Here is a 20,237-nt window from a genome sequence, read left to right as displayed (position 1 = left end):
AGTATTAAAGGCGGAAAACGAGTTCAACCGGCGCGTCCAAATCGCATTAACAAAGAAATTCGCGCGCAAGAAGTTCGCCTAACCGGCGTCGATGGCGAGCAGATTGGTATTGTCAGTCTGAATGAAGCTCTTGAAAAAGCTGAGGAAGCGGGTGTTGATTTAGTAGAGATCAGCCCAAATGCCGAACCGCCAGTTTGCCGGATCATGGATTACGGCAAATTCCTCTACGAGAAGAGCAAGTCGACCAAAGAACAGAAGAAGAAGCAAAAAGTTATCCAGGTTAAGGAAATCAAATTCCGTCCTGGCACCGATGATGGCGACTATCAGGTCAAACTACGCAACCTGATTCGCTTTCTGGAAGACGGCGATAAAGCCAAGATCACCCTGCGTTTCCGTGGGCGTGAAATGGCGCACCAGCAGATCGGTATGGAAGTGCTTAACCGCGTCCGTAAAGACCTGTGTGAAGATATTGATCTGGCAGTGGTCGAATCCTTCCCAACAAGGATCGAAGGCCGTCAGATGATTATGGTGCTCGCACCCAAGAAGAAACAGTAAGGCTTCCAAGTAATCGAACCCACGCCGTGCAAGCGTGCGTGGGTTTTATTCGCCTCACTGATTCGTTGTTTAACAATGCGAAGTGGATTTAATTAACATGCCAAAGATTAAAACTGTACGTGGTGCAGCCAAGCGCTTCAAAAAGACCGGCAGCGGTGGTTTTAAGCGCAAACATGCTAACCTGCGTCATATTCTGACCAAAAAAGCAACCAAGCGTAAACGTCATCTGCGTCCGAAAGGCATGGTGTCTAAAAACGATCTGGTCCTGGTTACTGCGTGCCTGCCGTACGCATAAGCCATATTTTTTGAATCTAGAATAAGACTTTAGGAGAGAGCATATGGCTCGCGTAAAACGTGGTGTAATTGCACGCGCACGTCACAAGAAAATACTGAAACAAGCGAAAGGTTACTACGGTGCCCGTTCGCGCGTTTATCGTGTTGCCTTCCAGGCAGTAATCAAAGCAGGTCAGTATGCTTACCGTGACCGTCGTCAACGTAAGCGTCAGTTCCGTCAGCTGTGGATTGCACGTATCAACGCAGCTGCTCGTCAGAACGGCTTGTCTTACAGCAAATTCATTAACGGCTTGAAAAAAGCTTCTATTGAAATTGACCGTAAGATCCTGGCTGACATCGCAGTATTCGACAAAGTGGCCTTTGGCGCACTGGTTGAAAAAGCGAAAGCAGCACTGGCGTAAGCTGGTTGAAAAGAGGGAGCTTGCTCCCTCTTTTACTGTTTGTTCCCAATACGGATATTGACTTTTATCGGCTGGCGCTATCACACTGGTTGCCAATCCATCGACAAGGTACTACCAACATGCACGCTGTTATTTTTCGCTTCTTTTTTTACTTTAGCGCCTGACTTCAGGAGGCTTTGCGCGTAAGAAAAGAAACGGAAAGTAGCGCCCAAGCCTCCCAAGTGGAGGCTTTTTTGTTTTTGGCCACCTTCAGCGCCTTTCAGGCCCACGGCACTTGCCTGGCTACGGCTTGAAATTCTTTGAAGATCAACCAAAGGCGTGTTGGAATAATAGATAACAATTACTTAGGGCCACAAGGCCAGAGGAAGAGGAAAGCAATGTCACATCTCGCAGAGCTGGTTGCCAACGCCAAGGCAGCCGTAGAAGATGCCCAAGATGTTGCCGCGTTGGATTTGGTACGCGTCGAATATTTTGGCAAGAAAGGTCATTTTACCTTACAGATGCAGTCCCTGCGTGAAGTGCCAGCGGAAGATCGCCCGGCAGCCGGGGCGGTGATCAACCAGGCAAAACAGGAAGTTCAGGATGCGCTGAACGCGCGTAAGAACGCATTGGAGTCTGCGGTGCTGAACGCTCGCCTGGCGGCGGAGACCATCGACGTCTCGCTGCCGGGGCGTCGCCTGGAGAACGGTGGCCTGCACCCGGTTACTCGCACCATCGATCGTATCGAAACCTTCTTTGGCGAACTGGGCTTCTCGGTAGAGACCGGCCCGGAAATCGAAGACGATTATCATAACTTCGACGCGCTGAATATCCCAGGGCATCACCCAGCCCGTGCCGATCACGATACCTTCTGGTTTGACGCGACGCGCCTGCTGCGTACCCAAACCTCTGGCGTGCAGATCCGCACCATGAAGAACCAGCAGCCACCGATCCGTATCATCGCGCCGGGCCGTGTGTATCGTAACGACTACGATCAGACGCATACCCCGATGTTCCACCAGATGGAAGGGCTGATCGTCGACAAGGACATCAGCTTCACCAACCTGAAAGGGACGCTGCACGATTTCCTGAACAACTTCTTTGAAGAAGACCTGCAGGTTCGTTTCCGTCCTTCCTATTTCCCGTTCACCGAACCTTCTGCCGAAGTGGATGTCATGGGCAAAAACGGCAAGTGGCTGGAAGTGTTGGGTTGCGGCATGGTGCACCCGAACGTACTGCGCAACGTGGGCATCGATCCGGAAATCTATTCCGGTTTTGCCTTCGGTATGGGTATGGAGCGTCTGACGATGCTGCGTTACGGCGTCACCGACCTGCGTGCGTTCTTCGAAAACGATCTGCGTTTCCTCAAACAGTTTAAGTAAGGCGGGAATATCACATGAAATTCAGTGAACTCTGGTTGCGCGAGTGGGTAAACCCGGCCATCAGCAGCGAAGCATTATCCGATCAAATCACCATGGCCGGCCTGGAAGTAGACGGCGTTGAGCCGGTGGCTGGCGTGTTCAACGGCGTGGTCGTGGGCCATGTGGTGGAGTGCGGTCAACACCCGAACGCCGACAAACTGCGCGTAACCAAAGTCGACGTGGGCGGTGAGCGCCTGTTAGACATCGTTTGTGGTGCGCCAAACTGCCGTGCTGGCCTGAAAGTAGCCGTTGCTACCGTCGGTGCCGTGTTGCCTGGTGACTTTAAAATCAAGGCTGCCAAGCTGCGTGGCGAGCCTTCTGAAGGCATGCTGTGTTCGTTCTCCGAACTGGCGATTTCAGACGATCATGACGGCATCATTGAGCTGCCGGCAGATGCGCCGATCGGCACCGATATCCGTGACTATCTGCAACTGAACGATAGCGCGATCGAAATCAGCGTCACGCCGAACCGTGCCGATTGCCTGGGCATCATTGGCGTCGCGCGCGACGTTGCCGTGCTGAACCAACTGCCGCTGAGCGAGCCGGATATGAGCCCGGTAGCTGCCACTATCACCGATACTCTGCCAATCCGTGTAGAAGCCCCTCAGGCGTGCCCACGTTACCTTGGCCGCGTAGTGAAAGGCATCAACGTGAAGGCACCTTCACCGCTGTGGATGCGCGAGAAGCTGCGCCGCGCCGGTATTCGCTCGATTGATGCCGTGGTTGATGTGACCAACTACGTGCTGATGGAGCTGGGCCAGCCAATGCACGCCTTTGACCTCAATCGCATTGAGGGCGGTATCGTGGTGCGTATGGCTCGCGAAGGTGAAACCCTGCGTCTGCTGGATGGCAACGAAGCCAAACTGCAGGCAGACACCCTGGTGATTGCCGATCAGCAAAAAGCGCTGGCCATGGGCGGCATCTTTGGCGGTGAACACTCTGGCGTGAATGATGAAACCCAGGATGTGCTGCTGGAGTGTGCTTTCTTCAGCCCACTGTCGATTACTGGCCGTGCTCGCCGTCATGGCCTGCATACCGATGCTTCACATCGTTACGAGCGTGGCGTAGACCCGGCACTGCAACATAAAGCGATGGAGCGTGCCACACGCCTGCTGATCGACATCTGTGGTGGGCAGGCTGGCCCAATCATTGACGTTAGCGATGAGAGCACCTTACCGAAGCGTGCCACCATTGCGCTGCGCCGTGAAAAGCTGGACCGTCTGATTGGCCACGTGGTGCCAAGCGAGCAGGTGAGCGATATTCTGCGTCGCCTGGGGTGCCAGGTTACCGAGCAGGGCGACAACTGGCTCGCGGTGGCACCAAGCTGGCGTTTCGATATGGAGATCGAAGAAGATTTGGTGGAAGAGGTGGCCCGTGTCTATGGCTACAACAACATCCCGGATGTGCCAGTGCGCGCCGATCTGGTGATGACCAAACACCGCGAATCCGATCTGCCCCTCAAGCGCGTGAAGACCATGTTGGTCGATCATGGCTATCAGGAAGCAATTACTTACAGTTTTGTCGACCCGAAAGTGCAAGCGTTGCTGCACCCAGGTGAAGAAGCCCTGATCCTGCCAAGCCCTATCTCGGTAGAGATGTCTGCAATGCGTCTGTCACTGTGGACTGGCCTGCTTTCGGCGGTGGTATACAACCAGAATCGCCAGCAAACTCGGGTGCGCCTGTTTGAGAGCGGGCTACGCTTTGTGCCTGATACTGCGGCAAATCTGGGTATCCGTCAGGATGTCATGCTGGCTGGCGTGATTGCCGGGCATACCCATGATGAGCATTGGGATCTGGCAAGAAAGCCGGTGGACTTCTATGATTTGAAAGGGGATCTGGAATCGGTATTGGAGCTGACCGGTAAATTATCCGAAATTCAGTTCAAGGCAGAGTCCAATCCCGCCCTGCATCCTGGGCAAAGTGCGGCCATTTATTTACACGGCGAACGTGTCGGTTTCATCGGTGTGGTTCACCCAGAACTTGAACGTAAACTGGATCTTAACGGCCGTACTGTGGTATTTGAATTGGAGTGGAACAAGCTCGCAAGCCGCGCCGTGCCTCAGGCCCGAGAGGTTTCTCGCTTCCCTGCAAACCGCCGCGATATCGCCGTTGTAGTGGCTGAAAACGTCGCCGCAGAAGATATTTTGGCAGAGTGTAAGAAAGTTGGCGCAAATCAGGTAGTTGGCGTAAACTTGTTTGATGTGTACCGTGGCAAGGGCGTAGCTGAGGGTTATAAGAGCCTGGCTATCAGTCTGGTGTTGCAGGATACCGCCCGTACACTGGAAGAAGAGGAGATTGCCGCTACCGTTGCAAAATGTGTAGAGGCTCTAAAACAGCGATTCCAAGCATCCTTGAGGGATTGAACCTATGGCGCTTACTAAAGCTGAAATGTCAGAACACCTGTTTGAGAAGCTAGGGCTTAGCAAACGGGATGCCAAAGATCTGGTTGAACTGTTCTTTGAAGAGGTCCGTCGAGCTCTGGAGAACGGAGAACAGGTCAAGCTGTCTGGTTTTGGCAATTTTGATTTGCGAGACAAGAACCAACGTCCGGGACGCAACCCGAAAACCGGTGAGGACATTCCGATTACGGCGCGCCGCGTGGTCACTTTCCGTCCGGGACAGAAACTGAAAAGCCGGGTGGAGAACGCCAGCCCGAAAGAGTAGGTTACACAACGCCAAAAAGGCCGCGCAAGCGGCCTTTTTCTTTGGGCGGTTACCAACCTCAACTGGTCAGCGCTGCATGCTGTTGCCATCTATTCCCATCATCACCTCAATGATCGGCATTGCCAGCCGCTGCTTTCCCCACCATTCGTTCACTCAGTTCTTCCCCTAAACGCCCGAACCTCCTACTATTTGCTGCAAGACGTTATTTTCAGGCCGCTATCGGCCAGTAGGGAAGTTGTGTAGTTATGCCGAGCAGTCAGACCTTCACTTTGTTACAACAGCATCAACACCGCCGTGATAAACGCTATTTGGCCTGGCTGACGCTGGGCGTCGTACTGGCATTTTCCTTCAGCCTGAGCGCCGGGGATCTGTGGATCTGGCCTGCGCAGTGGTTGGGGGAGCCTGCACAGCTGTTTGTCTGGCAATTGCGCCTGCCACGAGCGCTGGCGGTGATGCTGGTGGGGGCAAGCCTGGCGGTGGCCGGGGCGGCGATGCAGGCTCTGTTTGAGAACCCGTTGGCGGAGCCTGGACTGCTTGGCGTATCCAACGGTGCCGGAGTGGCGCTGGTGCTGACGGTGCTGTTTGGCAACGGCCTGCTGCCGGTGGCGCTGATGAGCATGAACGCCATCGCAGGTGCCCTGGTGATGACCTTCCTGTTGCTGATTTTTGCCCGCCGTCGCCGCTTGAGCAACGCACGTTTGCTGCTGGTGGGGGTAGCGCTGGGGATTGTGTGCAGCGCGATTATGACCTGGGCCGTGTATTTCAGTTCGAGCCTCGACCTGCGGCAACTGATGTACTGGATGATGGGCGGTTTCGGCGGGGTGGATTGGCGGCAGAAATGGCTGTTGTTAGCCCTGTTGCCGGCGCTGCTGTGGCTATGTGCGCAAGGCAAGGTGCTGAACTTGATGGCGCTTGGCGAAATGCAGGCGCGGCAGTTGGGTCTTTCCCTGCACGTATGGCGTAATCTGCTGGTGCTGGCCATCGGCTGGCTGGTGGGCACCAGTGTGGCCCTGGCGGGTGTGATTGGCTTTATCGGCCTGGTGATCCCGCATATTTTGCGCCTCAGCGGTTTGACCAACCAACGTTATCTGTTACCTGGCTGCGCGCTGGCGGGCGCGGGCGTGCTGTTAGTGGCTGACGTGGTGGCGCGGATTGCGCTGTTTTCGGCAGAATTACCCATCGGCGTGGTTACTGCAACGCTGGGAGCGCCTCTTTTTATCTGGTTACTGGCCCGGACAAAAAGCGTAAGGTAAACCGGCTGCCGGTAATGACCGGCGGCGTTTTTCTGTCTCACCTGCAAATAAAACCAAAGGAAAACATCTGATGAGCAACCCCATTTATGCCATTCCCCTGCAAACCATTGAGAACCAATCTACCACGCTGAACGCCTATGCCGGCAAAGTACTGCTGGTGGTCAACGTAGCGTCGGAATGCGGCCTGACCAAGCAATACGAAGGTCTGGAAAAGCTTTATGAAACCTGGCGTGAGCAGGGTTTTGCGGTGTTGGGCTTCCCTTCCAATGAGTTTCTTGGCCAGGAACCGGGCAGTAATGAGGAGATCCTGGCGTTCTGCCGTGGCACCTTTGGCGTCCAGTTCCCGATGTTTGCCAAAATTGAAGTTAATGGTGAGGGCCGTCATCCGCTGTATCGGGAACTGATTGCCGCACAGCCACAGGCCGTCGCACCAGAAGGCAGTGGTTTCCTGGAGCGGATGAGCAGCAAAGGCCGTGCGCCGAAGCAGACCGGCGATATCCTGTGGAACTTTGAGAAATTCTTGATTGGCCGCGACGGTCAGGTGATCCAACGCTTCTCGCCGGATATGACGCCAGAAGATCCACAGGTGTCCGAGGCCATCAAACAGGCTTTGGCCAAGTAAAGGAGCGTTCAGAACCATGCTGCAACTCAGTGAGGTAGGGGTAGAAGGGCGATTGATGCCGTTTTCTGGGCAGATCGCCGCTGGGTTGCAGGTGCACCTGATCGGCCCAAACGGCGCGGGTAAGAGTACTCTATTGGCCAGATTGGCGGGTATGCTGCCAGGGCTTGGCGAAGTTCGGCTGTCTGGGCGTTTGCTGGAAGCGTATACGGGGAATGAACTGGCAAAACACCGGGCTTATCTGTGCCAGCAGCAGCCTCCGGTTGCGCTGATGCCGGTATTTCAATATCTCGCCTTACATCAGCCCGCCGGGGCGGACGAAGGTGACCTGGAAAAAGCCATCCTGTATTTGGCACGTAGCCTAAAGCTGGCGGATAAATTATCCCGCATGTTGACTCAACTCTCTGGGGGGGAATGGCAACGGGTGCGGCTGGCCGCAGTATTGTTACAGGTTTGGCCAACGGTTAACCCGCTAAGCCAATTACTGCTGCTGGATGAACCGACCAACAGCCTGGATGTGGCGCAAAAGGTGGCGCTCGATCGCCTGTTGCGCGAATTTTGCCAAAGTGGCCGCAGCGCCTTGGTTTGCGCTCACGATCTCAATCATACCTTGCAACAGGCCGATCGGGTCTGGTTGCTGCAAGCCGGAAGGTTGGTCGCCGAGGGGGGAACCCACGAGGTCATGGAGCCGGAGTTATTATCCAAGGTTTATGACGTGGATTTTCATCTGCAGGCGGTAGGGGAACAGCGCTGGATTATGACCAAAACGGCCTAGCGATGTTTAGCTGCTATTTTAATCGATTAATTAGAAGTTAAACGGAAAGTAAACGTGCTCGATATAATTCCCCTGCATGGGGACAAATTCTCTGGTTAAGCTCACAAAATAAGATGGATAATCCACGATTACCTGCTACGCTGATCGGGTTGAAAAAAAGTAAGTAAAAAAATATAACTGCATAACTCAATGATTAATCAACTAATTATAAGTTCCTTGATGAAGAAGTTTTACAGAAGGTTTCCTGATAATAATTTCTCCCTTAAGGTTTAGTTAAGCTTGCCCAAGTACATTGGCAGTTAATCCACCAGTGATCATTCTTTGCGACGTTTACTATTCGTTAAATGTAAAAGTCTTACAGTAGTTTAAAGAAAATCGAGACGTTTGGGGTTTAATTATGGATCAATTCCTGCCTTTTTCACGCCCGGCCATTGGGGATGAAGAAATTGCGGCGGTAGAAAAGGTGTTGCGTTCTGGCTGGATCACCACCGGGCCGCAAAATCAGCAGTTGGAAAGCGAGTTTTGCCGAACTTTCGGATGCAAGCATGCGGTTGCCGTCTGCTCTGCAACTGCGGGGATGCACATCACTCTGATGGCTCTGGATATCGGGCCAGGGGATGAAGTCATTACCCCTTCACAAACCTGGGTTTCCACCCTCAACATGATCGAATTGCTTGGCGCTACGCCGGTGATGATCGATGTTGACCGGGACACTTTGATGGTCAGTGCAGCCGATGTTGAGGCGGCCATCACCCCACGTACCAAAGCGATTATTCCCGTTCACTATGCGGGCGCACCATTACCGATGGATGAACTGCGCGCAGTGGCTGAACGCCACAACCTCCCCCTGATTGAAGATGCGGCTCACGCCGTAGGCACCCGTTTCGATGGTGAATGGGTGGGCGCGCGGGGTACTGCCATTTTCTCTTTCCACGCCATCAAAAACCTGACCTGTGCTGAAGGCGGCCTGATCGCGACCGATGACGATGAATTGGCCGATCGCGTCCGCTGCCTGAAGTTCCACGGCCTGGGCGTTGACGCTTTTGACCGCCAACTGCAGGGGCGTAAGCCGCAGGCAGAAGTGGTTGAACCTGGCTACAAATACAACCTGTCAGATATTCATGCGGCGATTGCTGTGGTGCAGCTGGCGCGTTTGCCAGAGTTGAACGCCCGGCGCAAGGTGCTGGCGGAACGTTACCTGGCCGCGCTGCAAGATTCGCCTTTCCAGCCGTTGGGGTTACCAGATTATCCGCACGATCACGCCTGGCACCTGTTTATGGTGCGTGTTGATGAACAACGTTGCGGCATTGGGCGCGATCAACTGATGGAACGGCTGAAAGAAGTTGGGGTCGGCACCGGTCTGCATTTCCGCGCCGCCCATACGCAAAAATTCTACCGCGAACGTTACCCACAGCTGTCACTGCCCAATACCGAATGGAACTCGGCACGCCTGTGCACTTTACCGCTGTTCCCAGATATGACCGAAGCCGATGTCGATCGCGTGGTCAATGCATTGTCTTCCGTATTGGAGTCTTCCCGTGTCTCGCGCTGAACCTATTAGCAAAGTTTCGGTGGTGATCCCGGTGTACAACGAGCAGGAGAGTTTACCTGCCTTGTTGGAGCGCACCACCGCCGCCTGTAAACAACTATTGCAACCTTATGAAATTATTCTGATTGATGATGGCAGCAGCGACAACTCTGCCGCCATGCTGACCGCTGCGGCGGAACAGCCTGATAGTTGCATTATTGCCGTGCTGCTGAACCGTAACTACGGCCAGCATTCCGCCATCATGGCGGGCTTCAATCAGGTCAGTGGCGATCTGGTGATCACCCTGGATGCCGATTTGCAAAACCCGCCGGAGGAAATTCCCCGTCTGGTCAGCGTCGCGGAAGAGGGTTATGACGTGGTGGGGACCGTGCGTGCCAACCGTCAGGACTCCTGGTTCCGCAAGACGGCTTCCCGCATGATCAATATGATGATCCAGCGCGCGACCGGTAAATCCATGGGCGACTATGGATGCATGCTGCGTGCCTATCGCCGCCATATCATTGAGGCGATGCTGCACTGCCATGAGCGCAGTACTTTTATTCCGATCCTGGCCAACACCTTTGCTCGCCGTACCACGGAGATCGAGGTGCGTCACGCTGAGCGCGAGTTCGGTGACTCCAAATATAGCCTGATGAAGCTGATCAACCTGATGTATGACCTGATCACTTGCCTGACTACCACGCCGTTGCGTCTGCTCAGCGTGGTAGGTAGCGTGATTGCGCTGTCAGGCTTCGTGCTGGCGGTGTTGCTGATCGTGCTGCGCTTGGTCCTGGGGCCGGAATGGGCGGCAGGCGGAGTGTTCACGCTGTTTGCGGTGTTATTCACCTTTATCGGTGCACAGTTTGTCGGTATGGGATTGTTAGGGGAGTACATCGGCCGGATTTATAACGACGTCCGCGCTCGTCCCCGCTATTTTGTCCAGAAAGTGGTCGGTGCCAAACCAACCCAAAATAATCAGGAAGAAGAATGATGAAAGCTATTGTATTTGCTTACCATGATATCGGCTGCGCAGGTTTGAAAGCGCTGACAGAAGCGGGCTATGACGTACAGGCCGTATTTACCCATACCGATGATCCAGGTGAAAACAACTTCTTCTCTTCCGTTGCTCGCCAGGGTGCTGAACTGGAGCTGCCGGTGTATGCGCCGGAAGATGTCAATCATCCGCTGTGGGTTGAGCGTATCCGTGAACTACAGCCGGATATCATTTTCTCTTTCTACTACCGCAATATGTTGAGCGATGAGATCCTTTCTCTGGCTCCTAAAGGCGGTTTTAACCTACATGGTTCACTGTTGCCACGCTACCGTGGCCGCGCGCCGATCAACTGGGCGCTGGTGAACGGCGAAACCGAGACCGGTGCCACGCTGCACAAGATGGTCAAACGTCCGGATGCCGGTGATATCGTAGGTCAGCATAAAGTGGCGATTTCCGAGCAGGACACTGCGCTGACACTGCACAAAAAAGTGTTGGAAGCGGCGCAGATTGTCTTGAAAGAGCAGTTGCCGAAACTGAAAAACGGTACGGCCAGCCTGACGGTGCAAAACGAAGCGGAGGCCAGCTATTTTGGCCGCCGTACCGCTGCCGACGGTGAGATCCAATGGCACAAGTCTGCTCATGAAATCAACAACCTGGTACGTGCTGTCACCGAACCTTATCCGGGCGCATTCAGCTATCTGGGCCAGCGCAAAGTGATCGTTTGGCGCGCACGCGTGCTGGACACCGCGCATGATAAGCAGCCTGGCACGGTGCTGAGCACCACCCCATTGGTGATTGCCTGTGGTGAAGGCGCGCTGGAAATCGTAGCTGGCCAGAGCGAATCTGGTTTGTATGTACAAGGCAGCCGCCTGGCAGCGGAAATGGGCATGGTGAGCGACGTACGTCTGGCTGCCAAGCCAAGCTCTGTGATGAAGCGCCGTACCCGCGTGCTGATCCTGGGCGTGAACGGTTTTATCGGCAACCATCTCACTGAACGCCTGTTGCGTGAAGATCGTTACGATATCTATGGCCTGGATATCGGTTCTGATGCCATCAGCCGTTTCCTGGATAACCCACGCTTCCACTTTGTGGAAGGGGATATCAGCATTCATTCCGAGTGGATCGAATATCACATCAAGAAGTGCGACGTGGTACTGCCGCTGGTGGCGATCGCCACACCGATCGAATACACCCGTAATCCGCTGCGCGTGTTCGAGTTGGATTTCGAAGAAAACCTGAAAATCGTTCGCGACTGTGTGAAATACAACAAACGCATCATCTTCCCGTCCACTTCAGAAGTTTATGGCATGTGCGACGATAAAGAGTTTGATGAGGACACCTCGCGTCTGATCGTCGGGCCAATCAATAAACAGCGCTGGATCTATTCGGTTTCCAAACAGCTGTTGGATCGGGTGATCTGGGCTTATGGGGCCAAAGAAGGCCTGAAGTTCACGCTGTTCCGTCCGTTTAACTGGATGGGGCCACGCCTGGATAACCTGGATGCGGCGCGTATCGGCTCATCGCGCGCGATCACCCAGTTGATCCTGAACCTGGTTGAAGGCTCACCGATCAAGCTGGTGGACGGTGGGGCGCAGAAACGTTGTTTTACCGATATCAACGACGGTATTGAAGCGCTGTACCGCATTATTGAAAACCGCGACGGCCAGTGCGATGGCCAGATCGTCAACATCGGCAACCCAACCAACGAAGCCAGTATTCGTGAGCTGGCGGAAATGCTGTTGGCCAGCTTCAATGAGCATCCGCTGCGCGGCAATTTCCCGCCGTTTGCCGGTTTCAAGGACGTGGAAAGCAGCAGCTACTACGGCAAAGGGTATCAGGACGTTGAGCATCGTACGCCAAGCATCAAGAACGCGCGCCGCCTGCTGGGCTGGCAGCCGACGATCGCCATGCAGCAAACCGTTGCCGAAACTCTGGACTACTTCCTGCGTACCACGGTAAAGGAAGGTGATGGTGCATGAGGAAGGTCGGCCTGCGAGTTGATGTAGACACCTTTAGCGGTACCCGTGAAGGGGTGCCGCGCCTGCTGGAACTGTTTGCCAAATACGATATTCAGGCCAGCTTTTTCTTCAGCGTCGGGCCGGACAACATGGGGCGCCACTTGTGGCGCCTGCTTCGTCCCCAATTCCTGTTGAAAATGCTGCGTTCCAAGGCCGCTTCCCTGTATGGCTGGGATATCCTGCTGGCGGGGACCGCGTGGCCTGGGCGGAATATTTCCCGATCTTTGGCGCCGTTGATGAAGCGCACGTCGGAAGTGGGCCACGAAGTGGGGTTGCATGCCTGGGATCATCAAGGGTGGCAGGCCAAGGTGGGAAAGTGGTCCAAACCCGAGTTGACACGTCAGGTTCAGTTGGGCGTTGATGCGCTGTCAAACGCGATCGGTCAACCGGTCCGATTTTCGGCGGTGGCGGGGTGGCGTGCCGATCAGCGCGTCGTGGAGGTTAAGCAAGGTTTTGGTTTCGAGTACAACAGTGATTGCCGTGGCACCCACCCGTTCCGTCCGCTATTAGAGAATGGCCAACCGGGCACGGTGCAAATCCCCGTGACTCTTCCAACCTTTGATGAGGTGATTGGTCGTGAGACCAGCATGGCGGATTTCAATGATTATATTCTGCGAGCGATAGCAAACGATCGTGGGGTGCCTGTGTACACCATACATACCGAGGTGGAAGGCATGTCGCAGTCGGCCATGTTCGAACAACTGTTACAGCGTGCAAAACAGCAAGGCATCGAGTTCTGCCCGCTGAGCGCATTGCTGCCCCAAGACGTGTCATCACTGCCGCTAGGCCGCATTATACGCGCACCATTTCCTGGCCGAGAAGGCTGGTTGGGTTATCAAACCGAAGTTGGGGGAGAAAAGGTTTCATGAAAGCGTTGAAAGGATCCTGGGCCATCGTATTGGCCATTTTTTTTGCCCTGGTGTATCTGCTGCCGGTGAATGGGCGGCTGCTGTGGCAGCCGGATGAAACCCGCTACGCCGAAATCAGCCGTGAAATGCTGGCACGCGGAGATTGGATAGTGCCTAATCTGCTCGGCCTGCGCTATTTTGAAAAGCCGGTCGCCGGTTACTGGTTTAACAACATTAGCCAGTGGTTATTCGGCGATAGCAACTTTGCCGTGCGCTTTGGCTCGATATTCAGCACTGGCCTGACCGCCTTGCTGGTCTTTGCTCTGGCCTGGCTGATGTGGAAAAATGCGCGTCGTGCCTACCTGGCGGTGCTGATTTTCCTGTCAATGGTGCTGGTTTTCAGTATCGGTACTTATAGCGTGCTCGATCCGATGATCTCGCTGTGGCTGACGGCAGCCATGGTCAGCTATTACCTGACGCTGAAAGCCACCACAGCCAAAGGTAAGCTGGGTGGCTATGTGTTGCTCGGGCTGGCCTGTGGCATGGGTTTTATGACCAAAGGCTTTCTGGCGCTGGCAGTGCCGGTGATTGCCGTTATCCCCATTGTTATTCAGCAGCGTAAGGTCAAAGATCTGTTCTGCTATGGGCCAGTGGCGATCGTGGTGGCGGTACTGCTCAGCCTGCCGTGGGCGCTGGCAGTGGCCCAACGAGAGCCGGATTATTGGAACTACTTCTTCTGGGTGGAGCATATTCAGCGCTTTGCCGAAGAGAATGCCCAGCATAAGGCACCTTTCTGGTATTACATCCCGATCCTGATCGCTGCGGTACTGCCGTGGTTGGGGTTGTTGCCAGGTTCCCTGCTTAAGGGATGGCGTGAGCGTGTGCAGCGCCCGGAGCTGTTTTTCCTGTTGAGCTGGGTGGTGATGCCGCTGATCTTCTTCAGCATCGCCAAAGGCAAGCTGCCGACCTATATTCTGCCTTGCATGGCGCCGTTGGCACTGCTGATGGCGGCTTACGCCGAGGATTGCGCGGGGCAGTTACGTACTCGCGTCTTTAAGGTGAATGCCTTACTGAATGGCCTGTTTGGTCTGATTGGCATTATCGCGTTGTTGCTCATCGGCTCCGGTGTGTTACATAAAGTGCATCTGTTTACCGCCGATGAGTGGCCAAAAATCGTGCTCGGCCTGATTGCCTTTGGTGGTTGGCTGTTGTTTGCCGTGATTTCCGCTCGTGATAACGCAAAACGCTGGACCTGGGCGGCCGCCTGTCCGCTGCTGCTTTGTCTGTTGATCGGCTACGCTATTCCGCAGCAGGTGATCGACTCCAAGCAGCCGCAAAACTTCATTCGTGACAATATCGCCACGCTCAGCCAGAGCCAGTTTGTGTTGGCCGATCGTGTGGGTATCGCCGCTGGCCTGGCTTGGGAACTGAAACGCAGCGATGTGCTGATGTACGGTGAAAAAGGCGAGCTGAGTTATGGCTTGGCGTATCCCGATGCACGTGGCCACTATATCGGCGAAGAAGATTTTGCTGGCTGGTTGGCTCAGGCTCGCAAACAGGGGGATGTATCACTGGTAATGCAACTCTCACGTGGTGAGCACGTGCCGACAGATTTGCCACCGCCAGACAGCGTGGTCGAGATGCACCGCATGGCATTGGTATGGTATAAGCAGCAACCATGATCGGGTATTTGTTGGTGATCCTGGTTAGCCTGTTCACCTGTGCGGGGCAGCTGTGTCAGAAACAGGCTGCCCTTACCTGGCAACAGGCTGGCGATCGGCGGCGGGCTTTAACGCTGCGCTGGTTGGCGCTGGCGGTGCTGCTATTGGGGCTGGGCATGCTGGTGTGGCTAAATGTGTTGCAGCGCCTGCCGCTCAGCCTGGCCTATCCGATGCTGAGCCTCAATTTTGTCCTGGTGACGCTGGCGGCACGCTGGTTGTTTAACGAGCCGACTACGGTGCGTCATTGGTGCGGCGTGGCGTCGATCATGCTGGGGATCCTGCTGATGAGTCTGCAATCATGAAAGGTTATCTTTGGGGGGCGGGCAGCGTTCTGTTAGTGACGTTGGCCCAGTTGCTGATGAAGTGGGGAATGGGGCAAATCCCGCTGTTGTCGTTTGCCGATGTTACCTGGCCGTTACTCAGCCAGTACGGAATGGCCTTGATAGCGGTGGCCGTTGGCATCTTCGGCTATGCATTATCAATGCTGTGCTGGTTCTTCGCGCTACATTATCTGCCACTGAACCGGGCTTATCCGCTATTGAGCGTCAGCTACGCGCTGGTTTACCTGGCGGCGGTGATCCTGCCCTGGTTTAATGAATCGGCCACTTTGCTCAAAACGCTGGGGACGCTGTTTATTCTGTTCGGCGTCTGGTTGATTAACAGCCATCGGGCGGCAAAAAATCGTTAATAGCGGAAAAAACGCTGTTGATTCGAATATCTCATGGACAAACCTTGCCTTTTTATTATCTTGAGCGATAAATTAATGCCAAACAGCATTCTCCTTACCTGGGGTGGCGTGGTGAAATATCGCAGGCGGTTGATCCGCTTCGGTGTTCAAGTGAAAGGTAAAATGCGATGCGTGTGTGGTTTCTATTAGCCAGTTTAATTCTCGCCGGTTGCAGCAGCCATGCGCCGCCGCCGAGTGGCCGTTTGTCCGATTCCATCGTGGTGGTAGCGCAATTGAACGAGCAACTGCGTCAATGGTATGGCACCCCGTATCGCTACGGTGGGCTAGATCGCGGCGGTGTTGACTGTTCCGGCTTTGTCTATCGCACCTTCAGCGATCGTTTTGATATGCAATTACCGCGATCCACGGCACAGCAAACCGGGCTGGGGACCAAAGTCTCGCGCGACGAGCTGATGCCGGGCGATTTGGTGTTCTTTAAAACCGGCAGCGGAGAGAATGGCCTGCATGTGGGGATCTACGATACCAACGACGAGTTTATTCATGCTTCTACCAGCAAAGGCGTGACGCGTTCCTCACTCAACAACGTTTACTGGCGCAAGGTGTACTGGCAGGCGCGCCGGATTTAACGCCCCAAACCCGCTATCTGGTGTATTATGGCAGCACTGCATGATGAGGTGACTGCCATGAATTCCTTACGTTTATTGATTTCCGATTCCTACGATCCCTGGTTTAATCTGGCGGTAGAAGAGTGCATCTTCCGCGAAATGACCACGCAAAAAATCCTCTTCCTGTGGCGTAATGCCGAAACCGTGGTGATCGGCCAGTCGCAGAACCCGTGGAAAGAGTGCAATACCCGGCGAATGGAGCAGGATGGCATTCGTCTGGCACGGCGCAGCAGCGGCGGCGGGGCAGTGTTTCACGATTTGGGCAATACCTGCTTTACCTTTATGGCCGGTAAGCCCGGTTATGATAAAACCGTCTCTACCGGCATTATTCTGGCGGCGCTGAAACAGCTGGGTGTTGATGCTTCGGCTTCCGGACGTAACGATTTGGTGGTCGAAACGGCCGACGGAGTGCGCAAGATCTCCGGCTCAGCCTACCGCGAAACTCAGGATCGCGGTTTTCATCACGGTACGCTGCTGTTGAATGCCGATCTCAATCGCCTGGCAGACTATCTCAATCCCGATCCGAAAAAATTGCAGGCGAAAGGCATCACTTCCGTGCGTTCCAGGGTCGCCAACCTGGCCGAGTTTGTGCCAGAAATCGACCATCAGCAGGTTTGTGACGCCGTCATTCAGGCTTTCTTCGCCCATTATGGTGAAACGGCACAGCCGGAAGTGATCTCCCCGGATGTCTTCCCAGACCTGCCTGATTTTGCCCAGCAATTTGCCAAGCAGAGCAGTTGGGAATGGAATTTTGGCAAAGCGCCAGCGTTTAGCCACTTGCTGAATGAGCGCTTTACCTGGGGTGGGGTGGATATCTTCTTTGACGTGGAGAAGGGCGCGATTGTACGCGCGCAGATCTTCACCGACAGCCTTAACCCTGCGCCATTACAGACTTTGGCCGAAAAACTGGTGGGCTGTGCCTATCGCAGCGAGGCGTTGGCAGACTGTTGTGCACAGCTGGTAGCGCAATATCCGCAGCAGGAGAACGAGCTTAGTGAGTTGCGGCGTTGGCTGTTGGAAACCATCAAGTAGTGCTGTGTGGCAAATAAATTAGGAATTTTATTAATAAAATCAGGTGGTCGCCGCATCACCTGATCGTTGAACATCAAAAATGAATTCACACCTTGCATAAGGCTATTAATTTGTAACGATAGCTGCCGCAAAGTAAATTAACGCATCTGACTGCCTGCACAAAAAAACATCGCTAAAACTATCAATTACTTGGCAATGCCTGGCTAATCGCATTACTATTTCTGAACTATCTCCCAGGGATTGATCGGTATAACTTATTGTTATAGGATGTTTTGCACGCCATTAAGCCTCTGGCATTAAAATGAATATTCAATCTGACGTTGATTTTATTAGTCAGTATGTCTTCCTGCCGATTTACGCCATGACGGGAAGATTACTGGCGGTGGAACTTCTCACCCGTTTTACTGGCTCGGGCGATAACCTGGCGATGCCTACGGAGATCGGCCTGCGGTTATTAACCCCGGAACAAAGGATTGAGTTATTCAACGACCAGTTAATGCTGGCCGAAAAGCAGGCCTCGTGGTTTGTTGCCAACAAGGTGCTGTTGACCATTAATATCGAAGAAACGGTTGTCGATTGGCTGCTTGGCAGCGAAGAGCGTCGTCAACGCGTTCAGCAGTTGCCGTTTATTGCCTTTGAAATCAACGAGAGTTTCCCCAACCTTTCCGCGGGGAAAGACAACGGGAAAATCCGCTTGTTAAGTGCTTACTTTTCGCTGTGGCTCGATGGCTTCGGTTCGGGCAAAGCGACGTTGACCGCCTTGTACGATGGTTTATTTGATGTTGTGAAGATCGACAAACGTTTTTATTGGCAATTGGTTACCCAACAGGGATATGACCTGGTTATCGATTCACTGCTTAAGAATATCAATCAACTTTGTAAGGGAGTTATTGTTTGCGGCATTGAGAAACATGAGTATTTCAATAAACTGACCAACACCGGTGTTTTAGGGCTACAGGGATTTTTATGGCCTGCCATCAGTGTGGATAATCTGCGGTCTCTACGCAGGATTGCTGAAGAGTTCGATAATAATAACTGATTTTTGCTTACACACCGGGGTAAATAGTGGACTGGATGATTTTTACCGTGATCCCAGTACTGATAATTATTGTCGCTTTATCATTGATAAAGCACTTTAGCCATGCGCGTAGTAGGTCATTAAAAGACTCACGTCGCCGGCGCTAAATAACCAAGCTAACAGGGCTCACCACCGCTTTTTAGTCTACCACGCCCCTGCTGCTTTCCGGCCAGGGGCGATTCCCTTGTAAATCCTCCGTGTTAATCCGCTCCTCCAGGCTCTACACTAAGCGTTACGGAGGGCCTATGCCGCAATTTGAAAACGCTTATTACCAACAGCTGCCTGGTTTTTATACCGCACTGCAGCCGACGCCGCTCAAAGCGGCCCGTTTGCTGTATTACAGCCAGCCGCTGGCTGAGGAACTGGGGTTGGACGCTAGCTGGTTTACTCCAGAGAAAACGCCAATCTGGGCAGGTGAAACCCTGTTACCCGGCATGCAGCCTTTGGCGCAGGTTTACAGCGGCCATCAGTTTGGTTCCTGGGCGGGGCAGTTGGGAGATGGCCGGGGGATCCTGCTGGGCGAACAGCGGCTCGCGGACGGCCGCAGTATGGACTGGCATCTGAAAGGCGCTGGGTTAACGCCGTATTCCCGCATGGGCGATGGGCGGGCGGTGCTGCGCTCGGTGATCCGTGAATTCCTGGCCTCCGAGGCGCTATACCATTTGGGGATCCCGACGACGCGGGCCCTGACAATTGTCACCAGCGAGCATCCGGTGTTCCGTGAACAACCGGAGCGCGGGGCAATGCTGCTGCGAGTGGCGGAAAGCCATGTCCGCTTTGGTCATTTCGAACATTTCTATTACCGCAAACAGTCGGAACAGGTCAGGCAACTGGCGGACTTCGTTATTGCGCGCCATTGGTCGCAATGGGTTGATGAACAAGATCGCTATCTGCTGTGGTTTACCGATGTGGTGGAACGTACCGCACGTATGATTGCTCACTGGCAGTGCGTGGGGTTTGCCCACGGGGTGATGAATACCGACAATATGTCGATCCTCGGCCTGACGATGGATTATGGGCCTTATGGGTTCCTTGATGACTACCAGCCAGACTATATCTGCAATCACTCCGATCATCAGGGCCGTTATGCGTTCGATAACCAGCCAGCCGTGGGGCTATGGAATCTGCATCGATTGGCGCAAACGCTGTCCGGTTTGCTGAGTGCCGAGCAGTTACAGCAGGCGCTGGCCGCCTATGAACCGGCGCTGATGCAGGCTTATGGCGAGCAAATGCGTGCCAAACTGGGCTTCTTCACCCAGTCAAAACAGGATAACGATCTGCTGACCGGCTTATTGAGTCTGATGGCACAAGAAGGGCGTGACTACACTCGAACCTTCCGTCTATTGAGCGATGTTGAGCAGCAACAGTCGCAAACGCCAATGCGCGATGAATTTATCGATCGAGAGGCGTTTGACGGCTGGTATCAACAATATCGCCAGCGCTTACAGCTTGAACAGGTGAGTGATGCCGAGCGCCAGCAAGCGATGAAGCTGGCGAATCCTAAACTGATTTTGCGTAATTATCTGGCGCAGCAGGCCATCGAAGCGGCAGAGCAGGACGATGTCACTAAGCTGGCACGTTTGCACCAGGCGTTGCTGCAACCTTTTGCCGATGATGCCCAGTATGACGATCTGGCGGCCTTGCCACCGGATTGGGGTAAGCATCTGGAAATTTCCTGTTCGAGCTGAATGCAGCAAGCCCTCC

Annotated in this window: 21 protein-coding genes and 1 other annotated feature; all 21 genes read left to right on the top strand. The window is 54.1% G+C overall.

Going from position 1 to position 20,237, the window contains the following annotated elements:
- Positions 1–3: 3 nt before the first annotated feature.
- Positions 4–555, top strand: coding sequence for a translation initiation factor IF-3 (gene infC, locus ACMV5H_RS15525; RefSeq protein ID WP_071683678.1), 552 nt, complete (start codon positions 4–6; stop codon positions 553–555).
- A gap of 97 nt (positions 556–652) precedes the next feature.
- Positions 653–850: a 50S ribosomal protein L35 gene (gene rpmI, locus ACMV5H_RS15520; protein ID WP_004931418.1), complete on the top strand. Its 198-nt coding sequence runs from the start codon at positions 653–655 to the stop codon at positions 848–850.
- Between the two features lie 43 nt (positions 851–893).
- Positions 894–1,250 (top strand): 50S ribosomal protein L20, encoded by a 357-nt coding sequence (gene rplT, locus ACMV5H_RS15515; RefSeq protein WP_004963673.1) that lies wholly within the window; start codon positions 894–896, stop codon positions 1,248–1,250.
- Positions 1,251–1,363: 113 nt separating this feature from the next.
- Positions 1,364–1,488 (top strand) — a sequence feature (Phe leader region).
- On the top strand, positions 1,370–1,414 hold the full coding sequence (gene pheM, locus ACMV5H_RS15510; protein ID WP_121608962.1) for a pheST operon leader peptide PheM: 45 nt from the start codon (positions 1,370–1,372) through the stop codon (positions 1,412–1,414). Its footprint overlaps the feature before it by 45 nt.
- Positions 1,489–1,627: 139 nt before the next feature.
- Entirely contained in the window at positions 1,628–2,611 is a 984-nt protein-coding gene (gene pheS, locus ACMV5H_RS15505) for a phenylalanine--tRNA ligase subunit alpha (RefSeq protein ID WP_021804595.1), read from the top strand.
- A gap of 14 nt (positions 2,612–2,625) precedes the next feature.
- Entirely contained in the window at positions 2,626–5,013 is a 2,388-nt protein-coding gene (gene pheT, locus ACMV5H_RS15500) for a phenylalanine--tRNA ligase subunit beta (protein WP_179251478.1), read from the top strand.
- A 4-nt stretch (positions 5,014–5,017) separates the two neighbouring features.
- Positions 5,018–5,314 carry an integration host factor subunit alpha gene (ihfA, locus tag ACMV5H_RS15495; protein WP_004943604.1) on the top strand — a complete coding sequence of 99 codons (297 nt, stop codon included), beginning with the start codon at positions 5,018–5,020 and terminating at the stop codon, positions 5,312–5,314.
- A 245-nt stretch (positions 5,315–5,559) separates the two neighbouring features.
- Positions 5,560–6,567, top strand: a complete 1,008-nt coding sequence (btuC, locus tag ACMV5H_RS15490) for a vitamin B12 ABC transporter permease BtuC (protein WP_021804592.1) — start codon at positions 5,560–5,562, stop codon at positions 6,565–6,567.
- Between the two features lie 70 nt (positions 6,568–6,637).
- On the top strand, positions 6,638–7,189 hold the full coding sequence (locus ACMV5H_RS15485; protein WP_021804591.1) for a glutathione peroxidase: 552 nt from the start codon (positions 6,638–6,640) through the stop codon (positions 7,187–7,189).
- Between the two features lie 16 nt (positions 7,190–7,205).
- Positions 7,206–7,961 (top strand): vitamin B12 ABC transporter ATP-binding protein BtuD, encoded by a 756-nt coding sequence (gene btuD / locus ACMV5H_RS15480; protein ID WP_059200702.1) that lies wholly within the window; start codon positions 7,206–7,208, stop codon positions 7,959–7,961.
- A 397-nt stretch (positions 7,962–8,358) separates the two neighbouring features.
- A complete protein-coding gene (gene arnB / locus ACMV5H_RS15475) occupies positions 8,359–9,513 on the top strand; it encodes a UDP-4-amino-4-deoxy-L-arabinose aminotransferase (protein WP_021804589.1) in 1,155 nt (384 codons plus the stop codon).
- Positions 9,500–10,480, top strand: a complete 981-nt coding sequence (gene arnC, locus ACMV5H_RS15470) for an undecaprenyl-phosphate 4-deoxy-4-formamido-L-arabinose transferase (protein WP_021804588.1) — start codon at positions 9,500–9,502, stop codon at positions 10,478–10,480. Before arnB ends, arnC begins: the two co-directional genes overlap by 14 nt.
- Complete coding sequence (arnA, locus tag ACMV5H_RS15465) at positions 10,480–12,462, top strand: bifunctional UDP-4-amino-4-deoxy-L-arabinose formyltransferase/UDP-glucuronic acid oxidase ArnA (RefSeq protein ID WP_059202021.1); 1,983 nt, start codon at positions 10,480–10,482, stop codon at positions 12,460–12,462. Before arnC ends, arnA begins: the two co-directional genes overlap by 1 nt.
- Complete coding sequence (arnD, locus tag ACMV5H_RS15460; protein WP_414822063.1) at positions 12,459–13,370, top strand: 4-deoxy-4-formamido-L-arabinose-phosphoundecaprenol deformylase; 912 nt, start codon at positions 12,459–12,461, stop codon at positions 13,368–13,370. Before arnA ends, arnD begins: the two co-directional genes overlap by 4 nt.
- Positions 13,367–15,031, top strand: a complete 1,665-nt coding sequence (gene arnT, locus ACMV5H_RS15455; RefSeq protein ID WP_021804585.1) for a lipid IV(A) 4-amino-4-deoxy-L-arabinosyltransferase — start codon at positions 13,367–13,369, stop codon at positions 15,029–15,031. Before arnD ends, arnT begins: the two co-directional genes overlap by 4 nt.
- Positions 15,028–15,372, top strand: a complete 345-nt coding sequence (gene arnE, locus ACMV5H_RS15450) for a 4-amino-4-deoxy-L-arabinose-phosphoundecaprenol flippase subunit ArnE (RefSeq protein WP_414822062.1) — start codon at positions 15,028–15,030, stop codon at positions 15,370–15,372. Before arnT ends, arnE begins: the two co-directional genes overlap by 4 nt.
- Positions 15,369–15,758 (top strand): 4-amino-4-deoxy-L-arabinose-phosphoundecaprenol flippase subunit ArnF, encoded by a 390-nt coding sequence (arnF, locus tag ACMV5H_RS15445; RefSeq protein ID WP_059200705.1) that lies wholly within the window; start codon positions 15,369–15,371, stop codon positions 15,756–15,758. The genes arnE and arnF overlap by 4 nt, the downstream gene beginning before the upstream one ends.
- Before the next feature lie 167 nt (positions 15,759–15,925).
- Entirely contained in the window at positions 15,926–16,384 is a 459-nt protein-coding gene (locus ACMV5H_RS15440; protein WP_021178133.1) for an NlpC/P60 family protein, read from the top strand.
- A 57-nt stretch (positions 16,385–16,441) separates the two neighbouring features.
- Complete coding sequence (locus ACMV5H_RS15435) at positions 16,442–17,455, top strand: lipoate--protein ligase A (protein ID WP_059202022.1); 1,014 nt, start codon at positions 16,442–16,444, stop codon at positions 17,453–17,455.
- A gap of 301 nt (positions 17,456–17,756) precedes the next feature.
- Entirely contained in the window at positions 17,757–18,494 is a 738-nt protein-coding gene (locus tag ACMV5H_RS15430) for an EAL domain-containing protein (protein WP_021804581.1), read from the top strand.
- Positions 18,495–18,778: 284 nt separating this feature from the next.
- Positions 18,779–20,221 carry a protein adenylyltransferase SelO gene (locus tag ACMV5H_RS15425; RefSeq protein WP_021804580.1) on the top strand — a complete coding sequence of 481 codons (1,443 nt, stop codon included), beginning with the start codon at positions 18,779–18,781 and terminating at the stop codon, positions 20,219–20,221.
- Positions 20,222–20,237 lie beyond the last annotated feature (16 nt).

Source organism: Serratia sp. N21D137, from assembly GCF_047530005.1.
Taxonomy (GTDB): domain Bacteria; phylum Pseudomonadota; class Gammaproteobacteria; order Enterobacterales; family Enterobacteriaceae; genus Chania; species Chania fonticola_B.
The sequence above is the reverse complement of the archived record's forward strand: the minus strand, read 5'-3'. Positions and strand labels throughout refer to the sequence as shown.